Raw genomic sequence first — 21953 nt, 5'->3', positions numbered from 1 at the left:
CCTCCGATGTCGCCAGGGTGTCCGCGCACCTCGCGGCGGGCGGCTGGCCGCTCGCCGGCGCCCGCTGAGGGTCACTGCGCGCTGGTCCCGACTCGCCGTCACTCACGGTGTTCGCGTCCCCAACGGAGAGCACACCGTCGATTAACCTTCGACATCTACGAGGTGTCCGGAGCATGACGGGCACCCCGACCTGGAGGTGGTCCCGAGCGTTGGCTTTCGCCACTCCCGGCCCTCGGCCACCGGCCGACGACGCTATGGATGCCGAGCTGCGCACCCGGCGGATGCCGCCGGCTCACCTCGGCATCGCGTATCAGAACGTTTTCGTCGAGACCGCTGTTCTCGAGGTCATCTCCTCACCGATCAGCCCACGAGATGCTCCGACGCTCGTGACATCCGACGCCGCTCGGCGCACTCACCGGACCGCCGACCTGGTGACGACAGACACCGCACCACCGGCTGTCGGGGAAGCGCTCGGACCGTCATCACCGTCGGAGCGGGCAAGCTCACCGATCGAGAAGCCATCGCTCTCGGTGGCTGTTCCTGAGGCGTGTGCGCGGTGGTCGGAAGCATCTGCTGCGCTGCTGGCGGCGCTGATGCTCCTGATCGCCGCGGGGATGCTCACTGCCTTCGCCATCGCGCTCACCACGTAGCGGAGGCGGCGCGCGGTGTCCTGGTGAAGGCGTCGAGGCGGGCGGTGCCGTCCCATCCGCCGCGCGGGGCGCTGAGGCCGAACAGTGCCGCCACCGTGGGCGCCACGTCCACGGTGCGCACCGGCGCCGACGAGGTGGCGCCGCGGCGCAGTCCGGGGTGTCCACCGGTGATGAGGAAAGGGATCGGTTCCGTGACGGGGTGGCCGTGGTTGCCGGGGATGGGGTTGGACGTGACCTGCGGGTCGCTGAAGCGCCACCCGGGGCGGGCGTAGGCGACGAGGTCTCCCGCTTCTGGTCCCAACCGCAGCTGTGACGGCAGCTTCACCGACAGCACCCCGGGGTGGGCTGCCACGAGCCGGGCAACCTCGGCGAGGCCCTGGCGGCGCCGACCGGCGGGACCGGTCCAGGTGATGCTGTCGGCGCCACCGTTCTGGGCGATGGTCACCGACGCCTGCAGGTCCGGGCGGCTGGCCAGGGCCTGCTGCTTGACCGAGATGAGGTTGGTCGGCACGGAGAAGTCCATACCGTGATCAGCGAGCACCACGAGCACGCTGGAGGCCCACTTGCCCGTGGCAGCGAGGTGGTCGGTGAAGCCGCCGATCAGCGTGTCGGTGGCCGTGAGGTCAGCGGTGCGCAGCGCCGGGAACGGCAGCCGCGGCCCGGTGGGGTCGCTGTGGCCGACCCTGTCGATGTCACCGAGGTTGCAGAAGACCAGGTCGGGGTCGTGCCGGTCGACGATGTCGACGAGTGCCGGCACGGTGGTCGCGTCGGGCACGTGGCCGGTGACGGGCAGATAGGCCGGGGGCACCCAGCGGTGGGTGGCCCGGGTACCGAAGATGCCGACGAGGTAGTCCTTGCTGGGCACGCTGGCGGTGACGAAGCCGCGCTGCGGAAGCCTCTCCAACAGGGTGGAAGCACGCAGGTCGGTGGGCCGGTCGAGGGTGCGCACCACACGCTCGCCGCGGTCGTAGATGGCGTTGGCGGGCACGCCGGACCTGTCGGGACGCACCCCGCTCATCATCATCACGTGGTTAGGGACGGTCTCCATGATCGGCAGCGAGCGCGCTGCCGGGTAGAGGGTGCCCTGGGCGCGCAGCGCCGCCAGGCGCGGCTGGGAGACCGAGGCGAACTCGGTCGGGTTGCACCCGTCGACGACGAGCACGTACACGCGCAGCCGTGACGATGAGGACGACGACGGCGAGACGCTCACCGACGCGGAGGCCGACCCGGAGGCCGACGCCGACGCCGCGGCCGCAGGTTGCGCCGCTGTGCCCGTGAGCACCGCGGCGCCTCCGGCCGTGGCTGCCCGCAGCAGGGCCCGCCGTCCCGGCTGCTGTTCGGGCTTCTGCTGCGGCTGCTGCTCGCTCATCGCGCCGTCCTCGGGGAGTCGCTGCGCGGGCCCAGCTGAGCGACCGGTCCGCTCACCCGGTGGGAACCTTTGACCGTCTGCCACGAGCTCTCCCACGTTGCCTGCGCCTGCGGGTCCCCGCGGGGGTCGAGGGCCAGGCCCTTGTCTCCGCCGCTGCGGATGAAGAAGAAGTCGGTCTGGACGCGTTGCGGGGTCACGTCGACCACGGCGTAGCCGTGCCCGATGCCGTCGAGGTAACGCACCCACGGGTTGGCGGCCTGCACCGCGGCGGTGGTCGCCTGCGCGGCGGCCGCCGTCCCGAGGACCTCCTTGAAACCGTCGCTCGTGACCGAGGGGCACACGAACTCGACACCCACGGAGCGCCCTGCCGATGGGTAGGTGGCGTCGGGCCGCTCGGGCAGCTCGTTGGCCCAGGAGGAGTGGATGTCTCCGGTGAGCACCACCGGGTCCGTGCTCGCCCGCCCCATGGCCGCCAGCAGCGCCGCCTGGTCTGCTTGGTAGCCGTCCCACTGGTCGGCGTTGAAGACCTGCCCCGGAAGCACGCCCACCCCGTCGCGGGGTACCGCGTACACCCGCGCGAGCACGGTCTGGTTGCCCACGAGGTGCCAGGGACGTCGGCTGCGCAGGACGCCGTCGACAAGCCACGCCAGCTGCTCGGGCTCGGGCAGGTGACGGGAGCGGTCTGCCAGCGCCGGATTGACCACCGGCGCGCCACCGGGGCCGGTAACGGTCGTGGGTACCTGCTGGCTGCGGTTCTGCCGCGTCTCGATGACCGACAGGTCGGCGAGGTCACCGAAGCGGAAGCGGCGGAAGAACTGCTCGCCGCGGTGGGGGCGGGGCTGCCACGTGCTGGGCTCGCGGATCGGCATCCACTCCCGGTAGGCCTGGAAGGCGCGGGCGCGCCGCGCGAGGAAGTCGCCCTCGGCGCGTACGCCCGCAGGCTCCCCGGGGCCGGTGTAGGGGGTGTCGGGGTCGTCCTGCTGCTCGTGGTTCTCCGCGCCGGTCGCGTACGCGTCGTTGGTGATCTCGTGGTCGTCGAAGATGACCACCCACGGGAACCGGGCGTGAGCTGCCTGCAGGTCTGGGTCGGTCTTGTAGAGGGCGTGCCGCACCCGGTAGTCCTGCAGCGAGACCATCTCCACCGGCGGCTGGTGGTCGCGCTTGCCCACGAGCGCCACCGGGCCGTACCGGTCACCGGAGCCGGGCACGCCAGGCACACCGGGGGTGTTGCCGTACTCGTAGACGTAGTCACCGAGGTGTAGCACGAGGTCGAGGTCGTCCCGTGCAGCGATACCGCGGTAGGCGGTGAAGTAGCCACCGGTGTAGTTGCTGCAGGAGACGAACGCGAGGCGCAGTGCGTGGGTGCGCCCCGGTTCGTCCGGGCTGGTCTGGGTGCGGCCGATCGGCGAGGTGACGCCACGGGTGCGGAACCGGTACCAGTACCGCGTGTACGGGGCCAGGCCCGTGACCACGACCTTCACCGTGTGGTCGCGCCGGGCGTCGGTGGTGGTGCTGCCGCGCTTGACCACCCTGCGGAACCCCTGGTCGGCGGCTACCTCCCACTCCACACGGCTGGAGGGGCCCAGGCCGCTGCCGGGGACAGCGTCGGGCGACGGCGTCACACGGGTCCACAGGAGCACCTCGGTGGCGGTGGCGTCACCACTGGCCACCCCGAAACCGAAGACCCCGGCGCGCGTGGCCTCAGCGACCGAGGCCAGCGCCTGCTGCGGTGTGAGAGCGGCGGCTCCGAGGGAGGCCGCGGCTGCGACACCACCACGCAGGAGCGCGCGACGGGGGACAGCGGAGTCGTGCACGACGGGATGGTGACCGCGTTCGGCGGATCACGGTTGACCATCGAGCGTCTGCTGGATGAACTCCGCGGTGCCGCGTGTCTCGGTGGCGAGCAGTGGTCCGCATGCGTCGGCTACGGGACGAGGCGGTAGCCGACCCCCGGTTCGGTGATGAGGTGCTTCGGGGCGGAGGGATCGGCCTCGAGCTTGCGGCGCAGCTGCGCCACATAGACCCTCAGGTAGTGGGTCTCTGCGGCCTCCGAGCCGAGGTGCGGGCCGCGCAGCGCCACCAACAGCTCGCGACGGCCCACGACGCGTCCCACGGAGCGGGCCAGCTCGGCCAGCAGCTGCCACTCCGTCGGCGTGAGCCGCACGGGCTCGCCCTCGCCGTCGTCGTCCTGATCACTGGCACCTGCAGACCGCAGGAGGACCCGCCGCCGGGGCAGGTCCACCGTGAAGCGCGCGGTCTCGACCACCGGGTCGGGCACCGGACCGGTGGCCTCCCCGCGGCGCACCGCGGCCCGCAGGCGCGCGAGCAGCTCGTCGACGGCGAAGGGCTTGGTGACGTAGTCGTCGGCGCCGGCGTCGAGCGCCTCGACCTTCTCGGAGCTGTCGTGCCGGGCCGAGAGCACCACCACGGGCACGGCGCTCCAGCCGCGCAGCGCCCGCAGCACGTCGAGGCCGTCGAGGTCGGGAAGACCCAGATCGAGGACGACGACGTCGGGCCGCCGCGTCGCCGCGGCATCCAGGGCCGCCGCGCCCGTGTGCGCGACGTCGACGTCGTAGCGCTTGGCCCGCAGCGTGATCGCCAGCGCCCGCGCGAGCGCCGGCTCGTCCTCCACCACCAGCACGCGGGTCACGCGGTCACCTCCTGGGCACTGACGACCGCCGCGGGGAGCGAAAAGACCACGGTGAGGCCGCCACCGGGGGTGTCGTCGGCCTCCACCGTGCCACCGCTGGCCTCCACCAGACCGCGAGCCACCGCCAGACCGAGCCCCACGCCCAGCCCGCCGGGGGCGTCACCGAGGCGCTGGAACGCGGAGAACGCCGCGGCCTTGCGCTCGTCGGGGATGCCGGGGCCTCTGTCGACCACCCGCACCACCACGCGCCGGCCGCCGCGCCCACCCGGCGCGGCGGAGTCCTCCACGAGGCCGGCGGAGATCTCGACCGGCTGGCCCGGCGCGTGCGGCACGGCGTGGCGCAGCGCGTTCTCCACCACATTGCCCAGCGCTCGCTCCAGCAGCCCGGCGTCGGCGTCGACCAGCGGCAGGTCCTCCGGGACGTCCAGCACCACCGCGGCGGCCTGCTCCGGGGTGAGGCCGGCTAGCGCCCGCGGCACCACCTCGTCCAGGGCCACCGCCTCGACGCGTGCGCGCACGGCGCCGGCGTCGAGCCGGCTCATGTCCAGCAGGTTGTCGACCAGCGCCTGCAGCCGGTCCGCGGAGGTCTCCACATCGGCCAGCAGCACGTCGCGGTCAGCCGCGTCGAGCTCGGCGCCGAAAGCCCGCAGCGTGGACGCCGACGCCTTGACGCTGGCCAGGGGCGTGCGCAGGTCGTGGGACACGGCGGCGAGCAGCGCCGTGCGGGTGGCGGTGCGCTCCTCCTCGCGGCGCGCGGCGCGGGCGGCCTCGCGCAGCCGGTCTCGCTCCAGCAACGAGCCGGCCTGCGTGGCCACGGCCGTCAGAACCCGCAGGTCCGAGGCCGACAGCGGCGATCTGCCGCGGTGGTCGTCGCCCTGGCTGGTGATGGCGATGCTGAGGTGCTCGTCCACGGGCAGCGCCGCGTCCGCGGCGTCGGGGGAGGACGGGGGCGGGCACCCCTGCGAGGCCACCACGCGCCACAGGTCGTGGGCGGTGCCAGGGGAGTCCTGGGTGCGCTCCAACAGCGCGGCGCCCCGCAGCCCGAAGGTCTCCACCAGCCGGTCCAGCAGCGCAGGCACCGCCTCGGCACCGCGCAGCACGCTGCCCGCGAGCGTGGCCAGCACGTCGGCCTCCGCACGGGCGCGGGCTGCCTCGCGGGCGCGCCGCGCGGCCGTGTCGACCACGGCAGCCACCGCGGCACCGACGCTGACCAGCACGAACAGCGCCACGGCGTTGGCCGGTGAGGCGATGGTGAGCGTGCCGTAGGGCGGGGTGAAGTACCAGTTGGCCAGTAGCCCCGACAGCACCGCGGCCAGCAGCGCCGGCCACATGCCGCCGACCAGTGCCACGCCCACCACCAGCGCGAGGAAGAGCAGCAGCTCGCTGGGTAGCTCGTGGTTGACGCGGGTGAGGTGCAGCAGACCCGTGAGAGCCACCGGCCCGCCCGTCGCCAGAGCCCAGCCGGCGGCTCGGCGTCGCACCGGCAGCGCGGAGAGCGCCGACCGGCGCTCCAGCCGCCCGTGCCGGCCACGGGCCGAGGCGTGGGTGACCACGTGGACGTCGATGTCGCCCGACCCGTCGATCACCCGCTGCCCCACGCCCGGGGAGAGGGCCGCAGCGAGCCGACTGCGACGGCTCGCGCCGACCACGATGTGCGTGGCGTTGACGCCGCGAGCGAAGTCGAGGATGGCGGTGGCGACGTCCTCGCCGACCACCGAGTGCCAACTGCCGCCCAGGCTCTCTGCCAGCAGCCGCTGGCGGGCCAGCGCGTCCGGGGCGGCACCGGTCAGCCCGTCCGAGCGCGAGACGTGCAGCGCGAGCAGCTCTCCACCCGCAGCCCGCTGGGTGATGCGTGCGGCGCGGCGCACCAGCGCATCACCTTCCGGACCGCCGGTCAGGGTCACGACGACGCGCTCGCGAGCACCCCACGGCGCCGCGATGCCCTGCTCTGCGCGGTAGAGGGCCAGCGCGGCGTCCACGCGGTCTGCCGTCCACAGCAGCGCCAGTTCGCGTAGCGCCGTGAGGTTGCCGACGCGGAAGTAGTTGGCCAGCGCCGCGTCGACCCGCTCGGCGGCGTAGACGTTGCCGTGTGCCAGGCGGCGGCGCAGCGCCTGCGGGCTCATGTCCACCAGCTCGATGGCGTCGGCAGACCTCACGACGTCGTCAGGGACCGTCTCGCGCTGGCGCACCCCCGTGATCTGCGCGACGACGTCGTTGAGCGACTCCAGGTGCTGCACGTTGACGGTGGTGATGACGTCGATACCCGCCGCCAGCAGCTCCTCGACGTCTTCCCACCGCTTGGCGTTGCGCGAACCTGGAGCGTTGGTGTGGGCCAGCTCGTCGACCAGGGCATGCCGAGGTGCGCGGGCCAGGACGGCGTCGACGTCCATCTCCTCCAGCGTCGTCGGCACGGCCCCCGGCGAGGTGGGGTAGACCACACGGCGGCGGGGCACCTGCTCCAGCCCGTCCAGCGCGGCGGCGGTGTGCGTGCGCCCGTGGGTCTCGACGAACGCGACGACGACGTCCTGCCCGCGCTCGACCCGCCGACGGCCCTCGCTGACCATCGCCACCGTCTTGCCGACACCGGGCGCCGCACCGAGGTAGACGCGGAGCTTGCCTCGCCTGCCACCTCCCACTCCGGTCCCGCCGTCCACCGGCTCATCTTCCTCCGGCGGCAGCTCCACGCTCGCTGCGCTCACCCCTGGGGGCTACCCAGACGGGCCAGGTCGGCGTTGAGGGTGACGACGTCGACGCTGGGCTCCCCGATGAAGCCGAGGTCACGGCCGTGCGTGTTCTGCTCCACCAGCTGCTCCACCTGCGCCACCGGCAGACCGCGCTCGCGGGCCACGCGCGCCACCTGCAGCTGCGCGTAGGCGGGGGAGATGTCGGGGTCCAGGCCGGAGCCGGAGGCGGTGACGGCGTCGGCGGGGACGGCGGACGGCTCCACGCCCTCGCGGGAGGCCACGGCGGCGCGCCGGTCCTCGATGGTCTTCACCAGGTCGGCGTTGTTCGGGCCGAGGTTGGAGGCGCCGGAGGACTGCGGGTCGTAGCCCGTGCCGGCCGCCGAGGGCCGCGGCTGGAACCACGGGAGCTGCGAGGCCGGGTCGTCGTCGGTGCCGAACTGCTGGCCGATGAGGGAGGAGCCGGTGGTGCGCCCGTCGAGGGTGATCAGCGAGCCGTTCGCGCGGCCGGGGACGAGCTGGCCGACGCCCAGCAGCACGGCGGGGTAGACCAGGCCGAGGAGCACGGTGAGAGCCACGAGCAGGCGCAGGCCTGCGGCGGACTGGCGGGTGAGGTCGAGCACGCGGGACACGGCGGTGCCTTTCAGAAGCCGGGGATGAGCGAGACGAGCAGGTCGATGGCCTTGATGCCGATGAACGGCACCACCACCCCGCCGAGCCCGTAGACCAGCACGTTGCGCCGCAGCAGCGCGCTGGCGCTGGAGGGGCGGTACCGCACGCCGCGCAGCGCCAGCGGGATGAGCGCGACGATGACGAGGGCGTTGAAGATGACCGCGGAGAGGATCGCCGACTGCGGGCTCGACAGGCCCATGATGTTGAGGCGGTCGAGCGCCGGGTAGATGCCCGCGAACATCGCCGGGATGATCGCGAAGTACTTCGCGACGTCGTTGGCGATGGAGAACGTGGTCAGCGCGCCGCGGGTGATGAGCAGCTGCTTGCCGATCGCCACCACCTCGATGAGCTTGGTGGGGTCGGAGTCGAGGTCGACCATGTTGCCGGCCTCCTTCGCGGCCGACGTGCCGGAGTTCATGGCCACGCCCACGTCGGCCTGCGCCAGGGCGGGTGCGTCGTTGGTGCCGTCACCGGTCATCGCCACGAGGCGGCCGCCAGCCTGCTCGCGCTTGATGAGCGCCAGCTTGTCCTCCGGGGTGGCCTCGGCGAGCACGTCGTCGACACCGGCCTCCGCGGCGATCGCCTGCGCGGTGAGCCGGTTGTCACCGGTGACCATGACCGTGCGGATGCCCATCGCCCGCAGCTGCGCGAACCGCGCCGCCATGCCGGGCTTCACCACGTCCTTGAGGTGGATGACGCCCAGCACGCGCGCCGGAGCGTCACCGACGCGCTCGGCGACGACGAGCGGCGTACCGCCCGACTGCGAGATCCCGTCGACGACGTCGGCCAGCGCAGCAGGCACCTCGCCGCCCTCGGCGCGCACCCACGCCGTCACCGCGCTCGCGGCGCCCTTGCGCAGCATCCGCGTGCCGCGCTCGTCGTCGTCCTGATCTCCCAGGGGGAGGTCGACGCCGCTCATGCGGGTCTGGGCGGTGAACTCCACGTACTCCGCGCCCGCCGGAGCGTCGTCGGCGCCGTCGCGCGAGGCGTCGACGAGCTCGACCACCGAGCGGCCCTCGGGGGTCTCGTCGGCCAGGCTGGACAGGCGGGCGGCGTCGGCGAGCACACCGGGCTCGACGCCGTCCAGGTGCACCAGCGCGGTCGCGCGGCGGTTGCCGAACGTGATGGTGCCGGTCTTGTCGAGCAGCAGGACGCCCACGTCACCGGCGGCCTCCACCGCGCGGCCGGACATCGCCAGCACGTTGCGCTGCACGAGCCGGTCCATGCCGGCGATGCCGATGGCGCTCAGCAGCGCCCCGATGGTGGTGGGGATGAGGCACACGAGCAGCGCCACCAGCACCGGGATGCTCTGCGCCTGGCCCGAGTAGGCCGCCAGCGGCTGCAGCGTGACCACCGCCAGCAGGAACACCAGGGTCAGCGACGCCAGCAGCAGGTCCAGCGCGATCTCGTTGGGGGTCTTCTGCCGGGCCGAGCCCTCGACCAGCGCGATCATCCTGTCGATGAAGGTGCTGCCGGGTTCGGCGGTGATCTTCACGACGATCCGGTCGGACAGCACGCGCGTGCCACCGGTGACCGCCGACCGGTCGCCACCCGCCTCGCGGATGACGGGCGCGGACTCGCCGGTGATGGCCGACTCATCGACGCTCGCGACGCCCTCCACGACGTCGCCGTCACCGGGGATCACCTCTCCTGCCTCGACGACGACGAGGTCGCCGCGGCGCAGGGCGGTCGCGGACACCGCCTCCTCCTGACCGGTGCTCCGGTCGAGCAGCTTGCGGGCGGTCGTCTCGCTGCGGGTGCGGCGCAGCGTCTCGGCCTGGGCCTTGCCGCGGCCCTCCGCCACGGCCTCCGCGAGGCCCGCGAAGACCACGGTGGCCCACAGCCACAGGGTGACCAGCCACGTGAACAGGCTGGGGTCGACGACGGCGTACACCGTGGTCAGCGCCGAGCCGATCCACACGACGAACATCACCGGGCTCTTCACCTGGTGGCGGGGGTCGAGCTTGCGCAGCGCGGCCGGCAGCGAGGAGACCAGCGAGCGGGCGTCGAAGGCGCCGACGGCCGGGCGGGCGCCCTCGTCGTCGTCGTCCTTCGGGTGGTGACGGGGGTCGGGTGCGGGGGAGGTGCGGTCGAGGACGGGGGTGCTCATGAGAGGGCCTCAGCGATCGGAGCGAGGGCGAGCGCGGGGAAGTACGTCAGACCGGCGACGACGATGACGACGACGGTGACGAGACTCGCGAACAGGGGGGTGTGGGTGGGCAGCGTGCCCGCGGTGACCGGGACGGGCGCCTGCGAGGCGAGGCGGCCGGCGAGGGCGATGACCAGCAGCATCGGGACGAAGCGCCCGAAGACCATGCACAGCGCCAGCGCGACGTTCTGGTAGTCGGTGGCGGCGCCGAAGCCCGCGAACGCCGAGCCGTTGTTGTTGGACGCGGAGGCGTAGGCGTAGAGCACCTCCGAGAGTCCGTGCGCGCCGTCGTCCTGGAGGGAGGCGTCGCGCAAGCTCGGGATCCCGGCGGTGAGTGCGGCGCCGACGAGCAGCAGCGTGGGCGTGGCGAGCACGTAGAGGGCCACGAGGGTGACCTCGCCCTTGCCGATCTTCTTGCCGAGCAGCTCGGGGGTGCGGCCCACCATGAGGCCGGCGAGGAACACGGCGATGACCGCGAGGACCAGCAGGCCGTACAGGCCGGAGCCGGTGCCGCCGGGGGAGACCTCGCCCAACATCATGTTCAGCATCGCCACGCCTCCGCCCGCGGCGGTCAGCGAGTCGTGGGCGCCGTTGATGGCGCCGGTCGATGTTGAGGTGGTCGAGGCCCCGAAGAGGGCCGTGAGGACCTCTCCGAAGCGCACCTCCTTGCCCTCCATCGCACCGCCCGCGGCCTGCGGAGCGGCGCCGGCGCCGGTGACCTCCGCCCACACGGTGAGGCTCACCGCGGCCAGCCACAGCGCCCCCATCACCCCGAGGACGGCGTAGCCGTGGCGCTTGTCGCCGACGAGGCGGCCGAACGTGCGCGGTAGGGAGAAGGGGATGGCCAGCATGAGGAAGACCTGGAAGAGGCTGACCCACGCCGTCGGCCCCTCGAAGGGGTGCGCGGAGTTGGCGTTGAAGAAGCCGCCGCCGTTGGTGCCCAGCTCCTTGATGGCCTCCTGCGAGGCGATCGGGCCGCCCGTGATCGTCTGCGTGCCGCCGGCGATGGTCGTGTAGGCGGTCGGCCCGGCAAGGTTCTGCACCACGCCCCCGAGGAGCATGACGACGGCGGCGACCACGGACAGCGGCAGCAGGATCCGCACGCAGGTGCGGACCAGGTCCACCCAGAAGCTGCCGATGCGCTCGGTGCGGCTGCGCGTAAACCCGCGGACCAGGGCGACGGCCACGGCCATGCCGACCGCCGCCGACGTGAAGTTCTGCACCGCCAGGCCGGCCGCCTGCACCAGGTGACCCATGGTCGACTCACCGGAGTACGACTGCCAGTTCGTGTTGGTGACGAAGCTGATCGCCGTGTTCCACGCGGTGGCGGGGGCGACGCCGGCGAAGCCCAGCGAGAGCGGCAGCCACGCCTGCAGGCGCTGGAAGGCGTAGAGGAACAGGACCGACACGAACGAGAACCCGAGGACGGCGCGGGCGTAGACCGGCCAGCGCTGCTCCGCATCGGGGTCGATGCCGGCGACGCGGTACAGGAAGCGCTCCACGCGGAGGTGCCGGGTGGACGTGTACACGCGGGCCATGAAGTCGCCCAGGGGAGCGTGGACGGCGGCCAGGGCCACCACGAGGACGGCGATGGTCAGGAAACCCGCCGCGGAGTCGGACAGGGCGCTCATCAGAACCGCTCCGGGTCCAGCAGCGCGGTCAGCAGATAGCCGGCCAGGGCGACCACGAGAAGCAGCAGGACGACGCTGGCGATGCTCACCGCTGGCCCCCGAGCCGCTCGAGGCCGCTCACGAGCAGGGCCAGGACGGCGAAGACCACCACGGTCAGCGCGACGAAGACGAGATCAGGCACGGCGCATATCCAGCCACCGCCGGAGGGGGCCGACGGCGGTCCTGACGGTCTCCTGACGGGTTCGACCGGTGCTTCTGACGCCTCCCGGACGGGTGCCTGCTCCGTCAGCGTGCCTGCAGGCCTGCTGATGGCACCGGTGCGCAGCGGCTGCTCGTGAGCGCCCAGCGGCGAGCAGGGCGCGGTGACCGCGGCGGGTGACTCGTGTCAGCCCGCTGGGATCGGGTGGCGTTCTACGGCCACCACCAGCCCGGTGGTGCGCGAGACGTGGGCCACGAGCACCTCGCCGGGGCCGAGGTACGGGTCGTGCTGCGGTACGAGCGCGGCGACGTCGTCGGCGGCGTGCTCGGCGAGCTCACCGAACACCGTCGAGAGCACCGGGCGATGGGTGCAGAGGAGCACCGTCCGCTGCTTGCCGAGCAACTTCCGCACGAGCTTGGCCGTGCGTGACGGGTCGCGGCGGTGTGCGTCCTCGGTGAGGCGGCCGCGTGTCTTGAGCTTCGCGCCGGTGGCCTCGAGGTAGGGCTCCACCGTGTCGGTGCAGCGCCGCCACGGGCTCGAGACCACGCGCTTCGGCTGCCACGCGGTGAGTAGCTCGGGCAGCCGCTCGGCCTGACGTCGCCCGGGGGCGGCCAGGGGCCGCTCGTCGTCACTGCGACCCCAGGCAGTCTTGGGGTGGGCGTGGCCGTGCCGGACCACCACGAGGGGCCACGTGTCCAGGGCCCCGGCACGGTCGGCCGCCAGGAGGGCCCGGAGCTGCACGCGGTCGCCCCGGCGGGTGAGCCGGGCGTCTGCTACCTCGGCGGTGACCCACTCGGTCCTGTCGACCTCGGCGGGGCGCGGCGGCGCGGGGTGGCGGGCATCGGCCACGTGCGCCGCCCAGTACGAGACCTCCTTGGTGGCGTCGGCGCCCAGCGCGTACCGGGCGCTCGGCAGTGCTCGGCCGAGCCTCACCCTCAGGCCGGTCTCCTCGGCCACCTCTCGCACGGCAGCGGCCGGCGGCAGCTCCGCCCCCTCCAGCTTGCCCTTGGGCCACGACCAGTCGCGGTAGCGCGGGCGGTGCACCAGCAGCAGCCGCAGGCTCCCGTCCGGTGCGCGATGCCAGCACAGAGCCCCCGCCGCCCGCACCAGCGGCAGCGGCGGGTTCTGGCCGCGGGCGTCGGGTTGCTGGGGCGTCTCGCCGTCGTCGTGCCCCCCGAAGTCCAGTTCGCGACGGTCCGGCTCGCGATGAGGAGGCCCGGGGAAGCGGGCGTGGTGCACGGCGGAGGGCAGCGCCGTGAAGGGCGGCTCCTCGGGTTGCTCGGGCGGCTCGGGGTGGGCAGCCGCCGCGACGTGGGGGGCCATGACGGCCCCCTCAGCGCCGGCGGGCGCGACGGTTGCTGCGCGCGGCGATGAGGAAATCCTGGAGGTCGAGCAGCGGGTCTCCTTCGCTGTCGACAGCGGCCCGCTGCCAGGTGCCCTCGGGGCCGAGGTGCCAGCTGGCAGTCCCTGCGTCGGCGGCGAGGTCGATCAGGTCCACCAGGGCCCGCTGGTGCTCGACGTCGCGGATCCGCACCAGCGCCTCGACGCGGCGGTCGAGGTTGCGGTGCATCATGTCGGCGCTGCCGATGTAGACCTCGGAGTCACCGCCGCCCTCGAAGGCGAAGATCCGGCTGTGCTCGAGGAAGCGCCCGAGCACCGACCGCACCCGGATGGTCTCCGAGAGCCCGGGTACCCCCGGACGCAGGGCGCAGATACCCCGGACGACGACGTCGATCGGCACGCCCACCCGCGACGCCCGGTACAGCGCGTCGATGATGGCCTCGTCGACCATGGAGTTGACCTTGATGCGGATGTGGGCCGGGCGGCCCGCGCGGTGGTGCTCAGCCTCCCGCTCGATGCGCTGCACCAGGCCGCGCCGCAACGAGCGCGGCGCCACGAGCAGGCGCGAGTACCGCGTGCGCGGTGCAAACCCGGACAGCTGGTTGAACAGCTTGGTGAGGTCCTCGCCGACCTCGTCGTCGCAGGTCAGCAGGCCCAGGTCTTCGTAGAGCCGCGCGGTCTTGGGGTTGTAGTTGCCGGTGCCCACGTGGCAGTAGCGGCGCAGCCGGTCACCCTCCTGGCGCACCACCAGGCACAGCTTGGAGTGCGTCTTGAGACCGACGATGCCGTAGACCACGTGCACGCCGGCCTGCTCGAGCTTGCGCGCCCACGTGATGTTGTTCTGCTCGTCGAAGCGGGCCTTGATCTCGACCAGGGCGAGCACCTGCTTGCCGGCGTCGGCCGCGTCGATGAGGGCGTCGACGATGGGCGAGTCTCCCGACGTCCGGTACAGCGTCTGCTTGATCGCCAGCACCTTCGGGTCGGCGGCGGCCTGCTCCAGGAAGGCCTGCACCGATGTCGAGAACGAGTCGTACGGGTGGTGCAGCAGCACGTCGCGCGCACGCACCGCGGCGAAGATGCTGCGCGGCTGGCTCGACTCGCGACCGTCGGTGAGGTGGCGGTGGGTCTTGGGCACGAAGGTCGGGAAGCTCAGCTCGTGCCGCTCGAGGTCGGCGACGGCGTTGAGGCCGCGCAGGTCGAGCGGAGCCGGCAGCACGTACGTCTCGGACTCGTCGACACCGAGCTCACGGACCAGCAGGTCGCGGACGTGCCCGTCGGCTTCCTCGGTGATCTCCAGGCGCACCGGAGGCCCGAAGCGGCGCCGCAGCAGCTCCTTCTCGAGGGCCTGGAGGAGGTTCTCGGCGTCGTCCTCCTCCACCTCCAGGTCTTCGTTGCGGGTGACGCGGAAGGTGTGGTGTGCCACCACGTCCATGCCCGGGAAGAGCTGGTCGAGGTGCTCGGCGATGACGTCCTCGAGTGGCACGAAGCGCGCCGTCTTGGCGGCTGCCGTCCCCTTGCCCTGCTCGACCCGCACCAGGCGCGGCAGCAGCGGCGGCACCTTGACGCGCGCGAAGTGCTCCTTCTCCGTGGTGGGGTTGCGCACCACCACGGCGAGGTTGAGCGACAGGCCCGAGATGTACGGGAAGGGGTGGGCCGGGTCGACGGCGAGCGGGGTGAGCACCGGGAACACCGACGCCCGGAAGAACTCGTGGAGGCGGTCCTGTTCGGTGGGCTCCAGCTCGTCCCACCTGACGATCCGGACGCCCTCGGCGGCCAGCGCCGGCCGCACCTGGTCGGTGAAGGCGCGCGCGTGGCGCTCCACGAGCTCGTGGGCGCGCTCACTGATGGCAGCGAGCACCTGCCGCGGCTCGAGGCCGCTCGCGGCGGTCACCGCCAGACCCGTCGCGATGCGGCGCTTGAGGCCCGCCACCCGCACCATGAAGAACTCGTCGAGGTTGCTCGCGAAGATCGCCAGGAACCGTGCACGCTCCAGCAGCGGCACGGACGGGTCTTCCGCGAGCTCGAGGACGCGCTGGTTGAACGACAGCCAGCTCAGCTCACGATCGAGGAACCGGTCTGCGGGGAGCGGCTGCGGCTCGGCCGGCTCCTCGGCCACCTCGACGGCACCGGTGTGCTCCTCGGTCTCGTCGTCCTCGGCGGCGAGGTGCTCGGTGAGCGCCTCCTCGAGGTCGATGGTCGCGTCACCCGGGGCCGACGCGTTCGAGGACGGGGCGCTCGCCGCCTGCGGCTCCGCGCCCTCGCCAGCTGGTGTCGCTCCGGTGGAGGGGTCCGAGCCCGTCACCGGCTGCTCGCTCGTGGTGCTCGCCATGGCGCCATCCTCTCAGCCCGCGGCCGGCACCAGCCCGGGCTGGGCCCCGCCGCGCCGGTACAGCACGTCGGTGCTGTCAAGGGTGAACCCGAGGCGCTCGTAGAGCCGCAGCGCGGGAGCGTTGTCGCCCTCGACGTACAGCTCGGCGGAGGCGCAGCCCGTGGCGTCCAGGTGGTGCAGCCCCGCGAGCACCACGACGCGGCCCAGGCCCCTGCCCTGCGCAGCAGGGTCCACGGCGACGACGTAGACCTCGCCGGCCTGTCCCTCCGCCTTCGTCCAGTGCGAGGCGAGCAGCCTCCCGTCCCGGACATCGACGGCGAGCACCAGCCCGCGCGGGTCGAACCAGGGCTCCGCGAGGCGGGCGGCGAGGTCGGCGTCGGTCCAGCGGCCCTGCTCGGGGTGGTCCGCGAAGGCCCGCGCGTTGAGGGCGAGCCACGCTCCCTCGTCGCGGCCGACCTCGAAGCAGCGCAGGACGACGCCGTCGGGAACCTCCACGGGCGGCAACGGCGCCTGCGGGCCCAGCAGGCGCGTGCGGTGCTGCAGCTCCCGGACCGGCAGATAGCCCCGGCGTCGCGCGAGGGCGGCTGCCGCGGGGGACCCGCCGTGGGCCCAGACCGCCAGCTCGCCCCCGGTCGCACTGCTGGTTGCGCTGCTGGTTGCACTGCTGGTTGCACTGTCGGCGAGGGCTTCCAGCACCTCGGCCAGGGAGCTGCCGAGACCGCGGCGCCGCGCCGCGGGATCCACCAGCAGCTCGGCCCCGCCCTCGCGGGGCAGCTGGGCGTATCCGACGACGTCGGCGGGAGTGTCGAGCGCAGCGATGAGCACGTGGTGCGCGCCGGACGCCGGGTCGCGCAGGGCGAGCCGCGACGCCTCGGACAGCGGGTGCCCGCCGTCGGCGTCCGCGGCGCGTTCCACCAGGGCCTCTACGGCGGCGGCCTCGCCGTCGGCGAGGGACGTCAGCACCCGGGGGCGCAGGCCCCCGGCGTCACGAGCAGCGTCAGGCACCCCCGCAGGCTAGGCCTGCGGGGGTGCCTGACGCTGTCAGTGGTCGGCCTCAGTGGTCGGCCTCAGTGGTCGGCCTCAGTGGTCGGCGACGGCGTCGTCCTCGGCGAGCACCGCACCGGAGCGCAGGTCGAGTTCGCGGCGTTCCCGGTTGGCAGGCACGAAGCGGTAGCCGACGTTGCGCACGGTGCCGATGAGCTGCTCGTGCTCGGGGCCGAGCTTGGCGCGCAGCCGACGGACGTGGACGTCGACGGTGCGGGTGCCGCCGAAGTAGTCGTACCCCCACACCTCCTGCAGCAGCTGGGCGCGGCTGAAGACCCGGCCAGGGTGCTGCGCGAGGTACTTGAGGAGCTCGAACTCCTTGTACGTCAGGTCGAGGGAGCGACCACGGACCTTCGCGGTGTAGGTCGACTCGTCGATGACGACGTCTCCCGCGCGGATCTCCTCCGGGGCGTCGTCGTCGGACTCGGCGAGGGCCGCGCGACCCACGGCCAGACGCAGCCGCGCCTCGACCTCTGCGGGGCCGGCGGTGTCGAGCAGCACATCGTCAGCGCCCCAGTCCGCCGCCACAGCGGCGAGACCACCCTCGGTGAGCACCACGAACAGCGGACAGCTGACACCCGTGGTGCGCAGCAGGCGGGACAGCGAACGGGCCGAGGCCAGTTCGCGGCGCGCATCGATGAGGACCGCATCGGCGGGTGGGGCGTCGACCAGCGCTGCCGGCTCGGCGGGCAGCACACGCACGGAGTGCGCGAGCAGTCCGAGTGCGGGTAGCACCTCAGCCGAGGGGGCGAGCGCGTTCGTCAACAGCAGGAGCTGGGCCACGGCGTCCTCCGGAGAACGGGTAGCACTCGCCGCGACGAAGCGCCGCGCCGGTGCGACGTCGCTACGACGAGATGAACGATAGGTGACAGGAGTGCTCCAGCGCCATCACCCAGCCCACTCGGCCCTGAGAGGAGCGACCCCCCAACGGTGGGACGATCCCGGGGTGACCCCCGCGAGACGAGCTACCCCCTCGGTCCGCTCGGCGCTCGTCGCCGCGGGTCTGGCCGGGCTGTTGGCCCTGGCGGGGCTGGCGGGCCTTGCACCGGCTACCGCCGCCGTCGTCCTCGTGTCCGCCAGCTTGGCTCTGGGGTGGCCGGGCCTGTTGCTGCTCCCGAGCCCCCGCGGCAGCGCCGCCGTGGTGGGGGGCGCCGGCGCGCTCGCCGCCCTGGCCACGGGGGTCACCGCCGCGCTGGACGGTGGGCGCGAACCGCTGCGCGCCCTGCCCGCGGTGCTGGCGGTGGCGGTTCTCGGGGCCTTCACCCACCAGATGCTCCGACGCGATCTGCGCCCCCGCGTGGTCGACGGGCTCGGTGGAGCGGTCACCGGCCTGCTCCTCGCGGGCCTCGCGAGCGGATGGATCGCCGCGGCCGCGTCCCCCTCGGCTCCTGCAGCGACGAGCGCTGTGGCGGCGGCCGTCGCCACGGCCTCGCTGGCGTGCGCCCTGCCCGGACCCCGCCCGGTGACGGCGCTCGTGGCCCTCGCGGTCGGCGCCAGTGCCGGTGCCGGCGGCTCGATGCTGGCCGGAGCGGCCGCCGGCGGCGGAGCTCTCCTCGGAGGCGTGGCGGCGGCCGTCGTCGTCCTCGTGGCGATGGTGCTCGCTCCGCTCGCGCCCGCCTCGCGGGCGCTGCCCTCCCTCGGCCGGGCCGCCGCGCCCGTGGCCGCCTGCGGCGCGGTGGTCGGGCTCCTCGGTCCCCTCCTGCTCTGAGCCCACGCTGCTCTGAGCCCACGCTGCTCTGACGGCTGCTCTGACGGCGCCTGTGAAGATCGGCCGCTCCGGTGAACGTCGTGGTCCGCCGGGTGCTGTGACGGCGTGTCGCCAGGCCCCCGGGCAGGTGCTCTGTCACCGTCGAGGGGTGGACGTCCTGCCTCTCCTGCTGGTGGTGCTAGCGGCCTTCGTCGTCATCCGGCTGGTGCAGCTGGCCCTCGTGCCGTCGGCGCGGCAGAACGCCGCCAGCGCCGCTGCGGTGCAGCGCCTGGAACGTCGGGGTCAAGCCGCTCGTTGACCGTCTGCTGACCGCTCTGCCGGTCCGCGTCGCGCGGGATGGCGGTAGCGTCCGGCCGGTGGTGACACCTGGGCCCTCCGACAGCTCCAGCGCCCCCTTCGACCTGCCCGGCGGCCCGCCCGACGGCGTGGTCGTCGAGCACGGCGGCCCGGTGCCGCCGCGCGCGGAGGAGGTGCTGACCCCGTCCGCGCTGGCCCTCGTGGCCCTCCTCCACCGCCGCCACGGCGCCCGCCGCAGCGAGCTGCTGGCCCAACGTGAGGATCTCCGGCGCGCAGCCTCCGGTGCCGGCACGCTGGCGCCATCCCCCGAGACGGCGTCCGTGCGCGACGGTGACTGGCAGTTGCCCCCGGCCCCCGCGGACCTCGCAGACCGGCGCGTGGAGATCACCGGGCCGGCCGAACCGCGGATGGCGTACAACGCCCTGACCTCCGGGGCGCTCGTGTGGATGGCCGACCTGGAGGACTCCTCCACGCCGCACTGGCGCAACGTCGTCGGGGCTCAGGCGGTGCTGCGCGACGTCGTGCGGCGCACACTGTCGGGAACCACGGGCGACGGCACCGCATGGTCGCTGCCCACGCAGGGCCGTCTCGCCACCCTGGTCGTCAGGCCCCGCGGGTGGCACATGGACGAGGCGCACGTGCTCGTCGATGGTGAGGTCGTCGCCGGAGCGCTGGTCGACGCGGCGCTGTTCCTCGACGGCAACGCCGCCGAGCTCATCGCCCGTGGTTCGGGCCCCTACCTGTACCTGCCCAAGCTCGAGCACGCCTCCGAGGCGGCCCTGTGGCACGACGTCCTGGCCGACGCCGAGGCGCACCTCGGGCTGCCCGAGGGCACCGTGCGCGTCACGGTACTCATCGAGACCATCACCGCCGCCTTCGAGATGGAGGAGGTGCTGCACGCGCTGGCCCCGTACGCGACGGGCCTCAATGCCGGCCGCTGGGACTACCTGTTCAGCACCATCAAGACCTTCCGCGACGCCGGCGCCGCGTTCGTGCTCCCCGACAGGTCGGCCCTGACGATGACCACGCCGTTCATGCGCGCCTACGCCCGAGCCCTCGTCCGCACCTGCCATCGCCGCGGCGCGCACGCCATCGGCGGCATGGCCGCAGCCGTGCCGAGCCGCAAGGACGCCGAGGCCGCGGCCCGCGCCCTGGCCGCCGTCGCCGCGGACAAGGAGCGCGAGGCCGGCAACGGCTTCGACGGTTCGTGGGTGGCCCACCCCGACCTCGTGGCCACCGGCCGCGCCGCCTTCGACGCGGTGCTCGGCGAGGCACCGAACCAGCTCGCCGCCCACGCCGACGAGCGCCCCGCCGTCAGCGCCGACCTCCTTCTCGACCTGCCGCCCGCCGCGGGCCGCGTCACCGGCGCCGGCCTGGCCACCAACGTCAGCGTCGGTGTGCGCTATCTCGCGGCGTGGCTGGGTGGGCGCGGCGCCGTCGCCATCGACGGCCTCATGGAGGACGCCGCCACCGCCGAGATCAGCCGCTCCCAGGTCTGGCAGTGGGTGCGCGCCGGCGCTACCACCGAGGACGGCGAGCCGGTGACCGCCGAGCGCGTGAGGGCGCTGCTGACGGAGGTCGTCGACGGGCTCGTCGCTGCCGCCGGTGACGATGCCGCCGCGGCGGCGCGTGCCCGCGAGGCGGGGGAGCTGTTCGAGCGGGTAGCCCTCGCCGACGACTTCCCCCCGTTCCTCACCACCGCGGTGGACGTCGGCCCGTGACGCTGGAGAAGACGCTGCAGAAGACGCTGGAGACGACGTCGGAGAACAGGACGACGACGACGGGAAGCTGCGGCCCCCGTCCGGCGCTGCACCCGGCGTGAGCACCCCCGAGAGCAGGAAGCGGCGCAGCCCGCTGCTGGACCGTCCCGGAGCTGTCGAGGCTGGCGCTGACGGAGGGGGTCTCGACGCCGGCGTGGCCTGGCACTACGGAGACCCGGTGCGCGAGCAGCGGCTGCTCGAGCAGGGGCTCGCCGTCGTCGACCTGTCCCATCGCAGCGTCGTGCGCGTCTCGGGACCGGACCGCCTGCGCTGGCTCGACTCCCTCACGAGCCAGCGGCTGCTCGACCTGCCGCCGCGGACGTCGGTGGAGTCGCTGCTGTTGAGCCCTGAGGGCCGCGTGGAGCATGCGCTGCACGTCGTCGACGACGGCGAGGCCACCTGGCTGGTGCTCGAGCCCGGGGAGGGCGCCCCGGCCGCCGCGTGGCTCGACTCGATGCGCTTCATGCTGCGGGTGGACGTGGCCGACGTCACCGACGAGTGGGCGGTGCTCGGCGAGCCCGTCGGCCGGGAGTCGCTGCCGGGTGAGCCGCTGGCGTGGGTCGACCCGTGGCCGCGCACCTCGCCGTCGTCCACCCGCTACGGCCCCTCCGACGACGAGCACCCCGGCGCCGACCGGCCGTGGCGCGAGCTGCTCGTGCCCCGCGGGGAGCTCGTCGCTGCCGTGGGCGACCGGCCGCTGGCCGGGACGTGGGCCTCGGAGGCGCTGCGCGTGGCCGCGTGGCGCCCGCGCCTGGGGGCGGAGACGGACGAGCGGACCATCCCTCACGAGGTCGACTGGCTCCGCACGGGCGTGCACCTGTCCAAGGGCTGCTACCGGGGGCAGGAGACGGTGGCGAAGGTTCACAACCTGGGACGCCCGCCCCGTCGGCTCGTGGTGCTGCACCTCGACGGCTCCGGTGCCGCGCTGCCCCCGCCGGGGGCCGAGGTGATCGATGTTGAGCGTGGCCGCGCTGTCGGCCACCTCACGAGCTCGGTCCGCCACCACGAGCTGGGGCCCGTCGCGCTGGCCCTGGTCAAGCGGACGACGCCGGTGGACGCGCGCCTCGTCGTCGACGGGGTGGCTGCCGCGCAGGAGGTCGTCGTCGACCCCGACGTGGCTCCGGCGCACGCCCGGCCGCAGGTGGCCGCGCCGCGCCGTCCGACCGTCTGAGGACGGCCGGCGCGAGCTCAGCGGGTCGAGTCGGCAGGCAGGAGGGCGAGGACGGCGGCGGGCAGCGCCGCCGCGCCGCGCGGCCCGACGGCTCGGGCTGCCGCGCGATCGGCCCGTGCGACGACCCCGCACACCACGAGGCCCACCACGACAGAGCCGACCACCCACGAGATGGCCACCAGCAGGAGCTCCATGTCCGCCACCGTCCTTCGAGCCTCGTCTGCGAATCCCCGTCATCCCGGGCGACGACGCCCGGACCTGTAGACATCGCTCACGGTAATCGCTCAGTTACCGAATGCGGG

At 73.6% G+C, this 21953-nt stretch carries 17 protein-coding genes; 4 read left to right on the top strand and 13 right to left on the bottom strand.

Features of this window, described 5'->3' with window-relative positions; genetic code table 11:
• Positions 1–639 precede the first annotated feature (639 nt).
• The 12 genes from BXY45_RS15255 to BXY45_RS15200 form a co-directional block, all read right to left on the bottom strand.
• Entirely contained in the window at positions 640–2019 is a 1380-nt protein-coding gene (locus BXY45_RS15255) for an alkaline phosphatase family protein (RefSeq protein WP_109775375.1), read from the bottom strand.
• A complete protein-coding gene (locus tag BXY45_RS15250; protein ID WP_109775374.1) occupies positions 2016–3833 on the bottom strand; it encodes an alkaline phosphatase D family protein in 1818 nt (605 codons plus the stop codon). The genes BXY45_RS15255 and BXY45_RS15250 overlap by 4 nt, the downstream gene beginning before the upstream one ends.
• Positions 3834–3943: 110 nt before the next feature.
• Positions 3944–4669 carry a response regulator gene (locus tag BXY45_RS15245; RefSeq protein ID WP_109775373.1) on the bottom strand — a complete coding sequence of 242 codons (726 nt, stop codon included), beginning with the start codon at positions 4667–4669 and terminating at the stop codon, positions 3944–3946.
• Complete coding sequence (locus BXY45_RS15240; protein ID WP_109775421.1) at positions 4666–7305, bottom strand: DUF4118 domain-containing protein; 2640 nt, start codon at positions 7303–7305, stop codon at positions 4666–4668. The genes BXY45_RS15245 and BXY45_RS15240 overlap by 4 nt, the downstream gene beginning before the upstream one ends.
• Positions 7306–7364: 59 nt before the next feature.
• A complete protein-coding gene (kdpC, locus tag BXY45_RS15235) occupies positions 7365–7982 on the bottom strand; it encodes a potassium-transporting ATPase subunit KdpC (RefSeq protein ID WP_109775372.1) in 618 nt (205 codons plus the stop codon).
• A gap of 11 nt (positions 7983–7993) precedes the next feature.
• Positions 7994–10132, bottom strand: coding sequence for a potassium-transporting ATPase subunit KdpB (kdpB, locus tag BXY45_RS15230; protein ID WP_109775371.1), 2139 nt, complete (start codon positions 10130–10132; stop codon positions 7994–7996).
• Positions 10129–11802, bottom strand: a complete 1674-nt coding sequence (kdpA, locus tag BXY45_RS15225) for a potassium-transporting ATPase subunit KdpA (protein ID WP_109775370.1) — start codon at positions 11800–11802, stop codon at positions 10129–10131. The genes kdpB and kdpA overlap by 4 nt, the downstream gene beginning before the upstream one ends.
• Positions 11802–11891, bottom strand: a complete 90-nt coding sequence (kdpF, locus tag BXY45_RS15220; protein WP_109775369.1) for a K(+)-transporting ATPase subunit F — start codon at positions 11889–11891, stop codon at positions 11802–11804. Before kdpF ends, kdpA begins: the two co-directional genes overlap by 1 nt.
• Positions 11892–12187: 296 nt before the next feature.
• Positions 12188–13324 (bottom strand): NUDIX hydrolase, encoded by a 1137-nt coding sequence (locus BXY45_RS15215; RefSeq protein WP_109775368.1) that lies wholly within the window; start codon positions 13322–13324, stop codon positions 12188–12190.
• A gap of 10 nt (positions 13325–13334) precedes the next feature.
• Entirely contained in the window at positions 13335–15671 is a 2337-nt protein-coding gene (locus tag BXY45_RS15210; protein WP_109775367.1) for an RNA degradosome polyphosphate kinase, read from the bottom strand.
• 12 nt (positions 15672–15683) lie between these two features.
• The gene (gene mshD, locus BXY45_RS15205) at positions 15684–16646 is read right to left on the bottom strand and encodes a mycothiol synthase (RefSeq protein WP_425468334.1); all 963 of its coding nucleotides are present in this window, start codon (positions 16644–16646) and stop codon (positions 15684–15686) included.
• Positions 16647–16751: 105 nt separating this feature from the next.
• Positions 16752–17498, bottom strand: a complete 747-nt coding sequence (locus BXY45_RS15200) for a winged helix-turn-helix transcriptional regulator (RefSeq protein ID WP_109775365.1) — start codon at positions 17496–17498, stop codon at positions 16752–16754.
• A 163-nt stretch (positions 17499–17661) separates the two neighbouring features.
• On the opposite strand from BXY45_RS15200, the gene BXY45_RS15195 reads away from it, so the two are divergent.
• The 4 genes from BXY45_RS15195 (at position 17662) to ygfZ (ending at position 21651) form a co-directional block, all read left to right on the top strand.
• Positions 17662–18423, top strand: coding sequence for a hypothetical protein (locus BXY45_RS15195; protein WP_109775364.1), 762 nt, complete (start codon positions 17662–17664; stop codon positions 18421–18423).
• 148 nt (positions 18424–18571) lie between these two features.
• Positions 18572–18721, top strand: coding sequence for a hypothetical protein (locus BXY45_RS23395; RefSeq protein ID WP_170131545.1), 150 nt, complete (start codon positions 18572–18574; stop codon positions 18719–18721).
• A gap of 58 nt (positions 18722–18779) precedes the next feature.
• Entirely contained in the window at positions 18780–20441 is a 1662-nt protein-coding gene (aceB, locus tag BXY45_RS15190) for a malate synthase A (RefSeq protein WP_245961847.1), read from the top strand.
• A gap of 97 nt (positions 20442–20538) precedes the next feature.
• Positions 20539–21651, top strand: coding sequence for a CAF17-like 4Fe-4S cluster assembly/insertion protein YgfZ (gene ygfZ / locus BXY45_RS15185; RefSeq protein ID WP_211319606.1), 1113 nt, complete (start codon positions 20539–20541; stop codon positions 21649–21651).
• Between the two features lie 17 nt (positions 21652–21668).
• On the opposite strand, the gene BXY45_RS23390 is transcribed toward ygfZ, so the two are convergent.
• The gene (locus BXY45_RS23390) at positions 21669–21845 is read right to left on the bottom strand and encodes a hypothetical protein (RefSeq protein ID WP_170131544.1); all 177 of its coding nucleotides are present in this window, start codon (positions 21843–21845) and stop codon (positions 21669–21671) included.
• Positions 21846–21953 lie beyond the last annotated feature (108 nt).

This window comes from Quadrisphaera granulorum (assembly GCF_003149145.1).
Taxonomy (GTDB): Bacteria; Actinomycetota; Actinomycetes; order Actinomycetales; family Quadrisphaeraceae; genus Quadrisphaera; species Quadrisphaera granulorum.
Note: the sequence above shows the minus strand (reverse complement) of the source record. Positions and strands in the feature narration are given on the sequence as shown.

Bases quoted from the DNA above. Each gene is read 5' to 3' on its own strand.
- BXY45_RS23390 (WP_170131544.1), bottom strand. From the start codon at position 21,845: ATGGAGCTCCTGCTGGTGGCCATCTCGTGGGTGGTCGGCTCTGTCGTG.
- kdpA (WP_109775370.1), bottom strand. From the start codon at position 11,802: ATGAGCGCCCTGTCCGACTCCGCGGCGGGTTTCCTGACCATCGCCGTC.
- kdpB (WP_109775371.1), bottom strand. From the start codon at position 10,132: ATGAGCACCCCCGTCCTCGACCGCACCTCCCCCGCACCCGACCCCCGT.
- BXY45_RS15255 (WP_109775375.1), bottom strand. From the start codon at position 2,019: ATGAGCGAGCAGCAGCCGCAGCAGAAGCCCGAACAGCAGCCGGGACGG.
- BXY45_RS15215 (WP_109775368.1), bottom strand. From the start codon at position 13,324: ATGGCCCCCCACGTCGCGGCGGCTGCCCACCCCGAGCCGCCCGAGCAA.
- BXY45_RS15210 (WP_109775367.1), bottom strand. From the start codon at position 15,671: ATGGCGAGCACCACGAGCGAGCAGCCGGTGACGGGCTCGGACCCCTCC.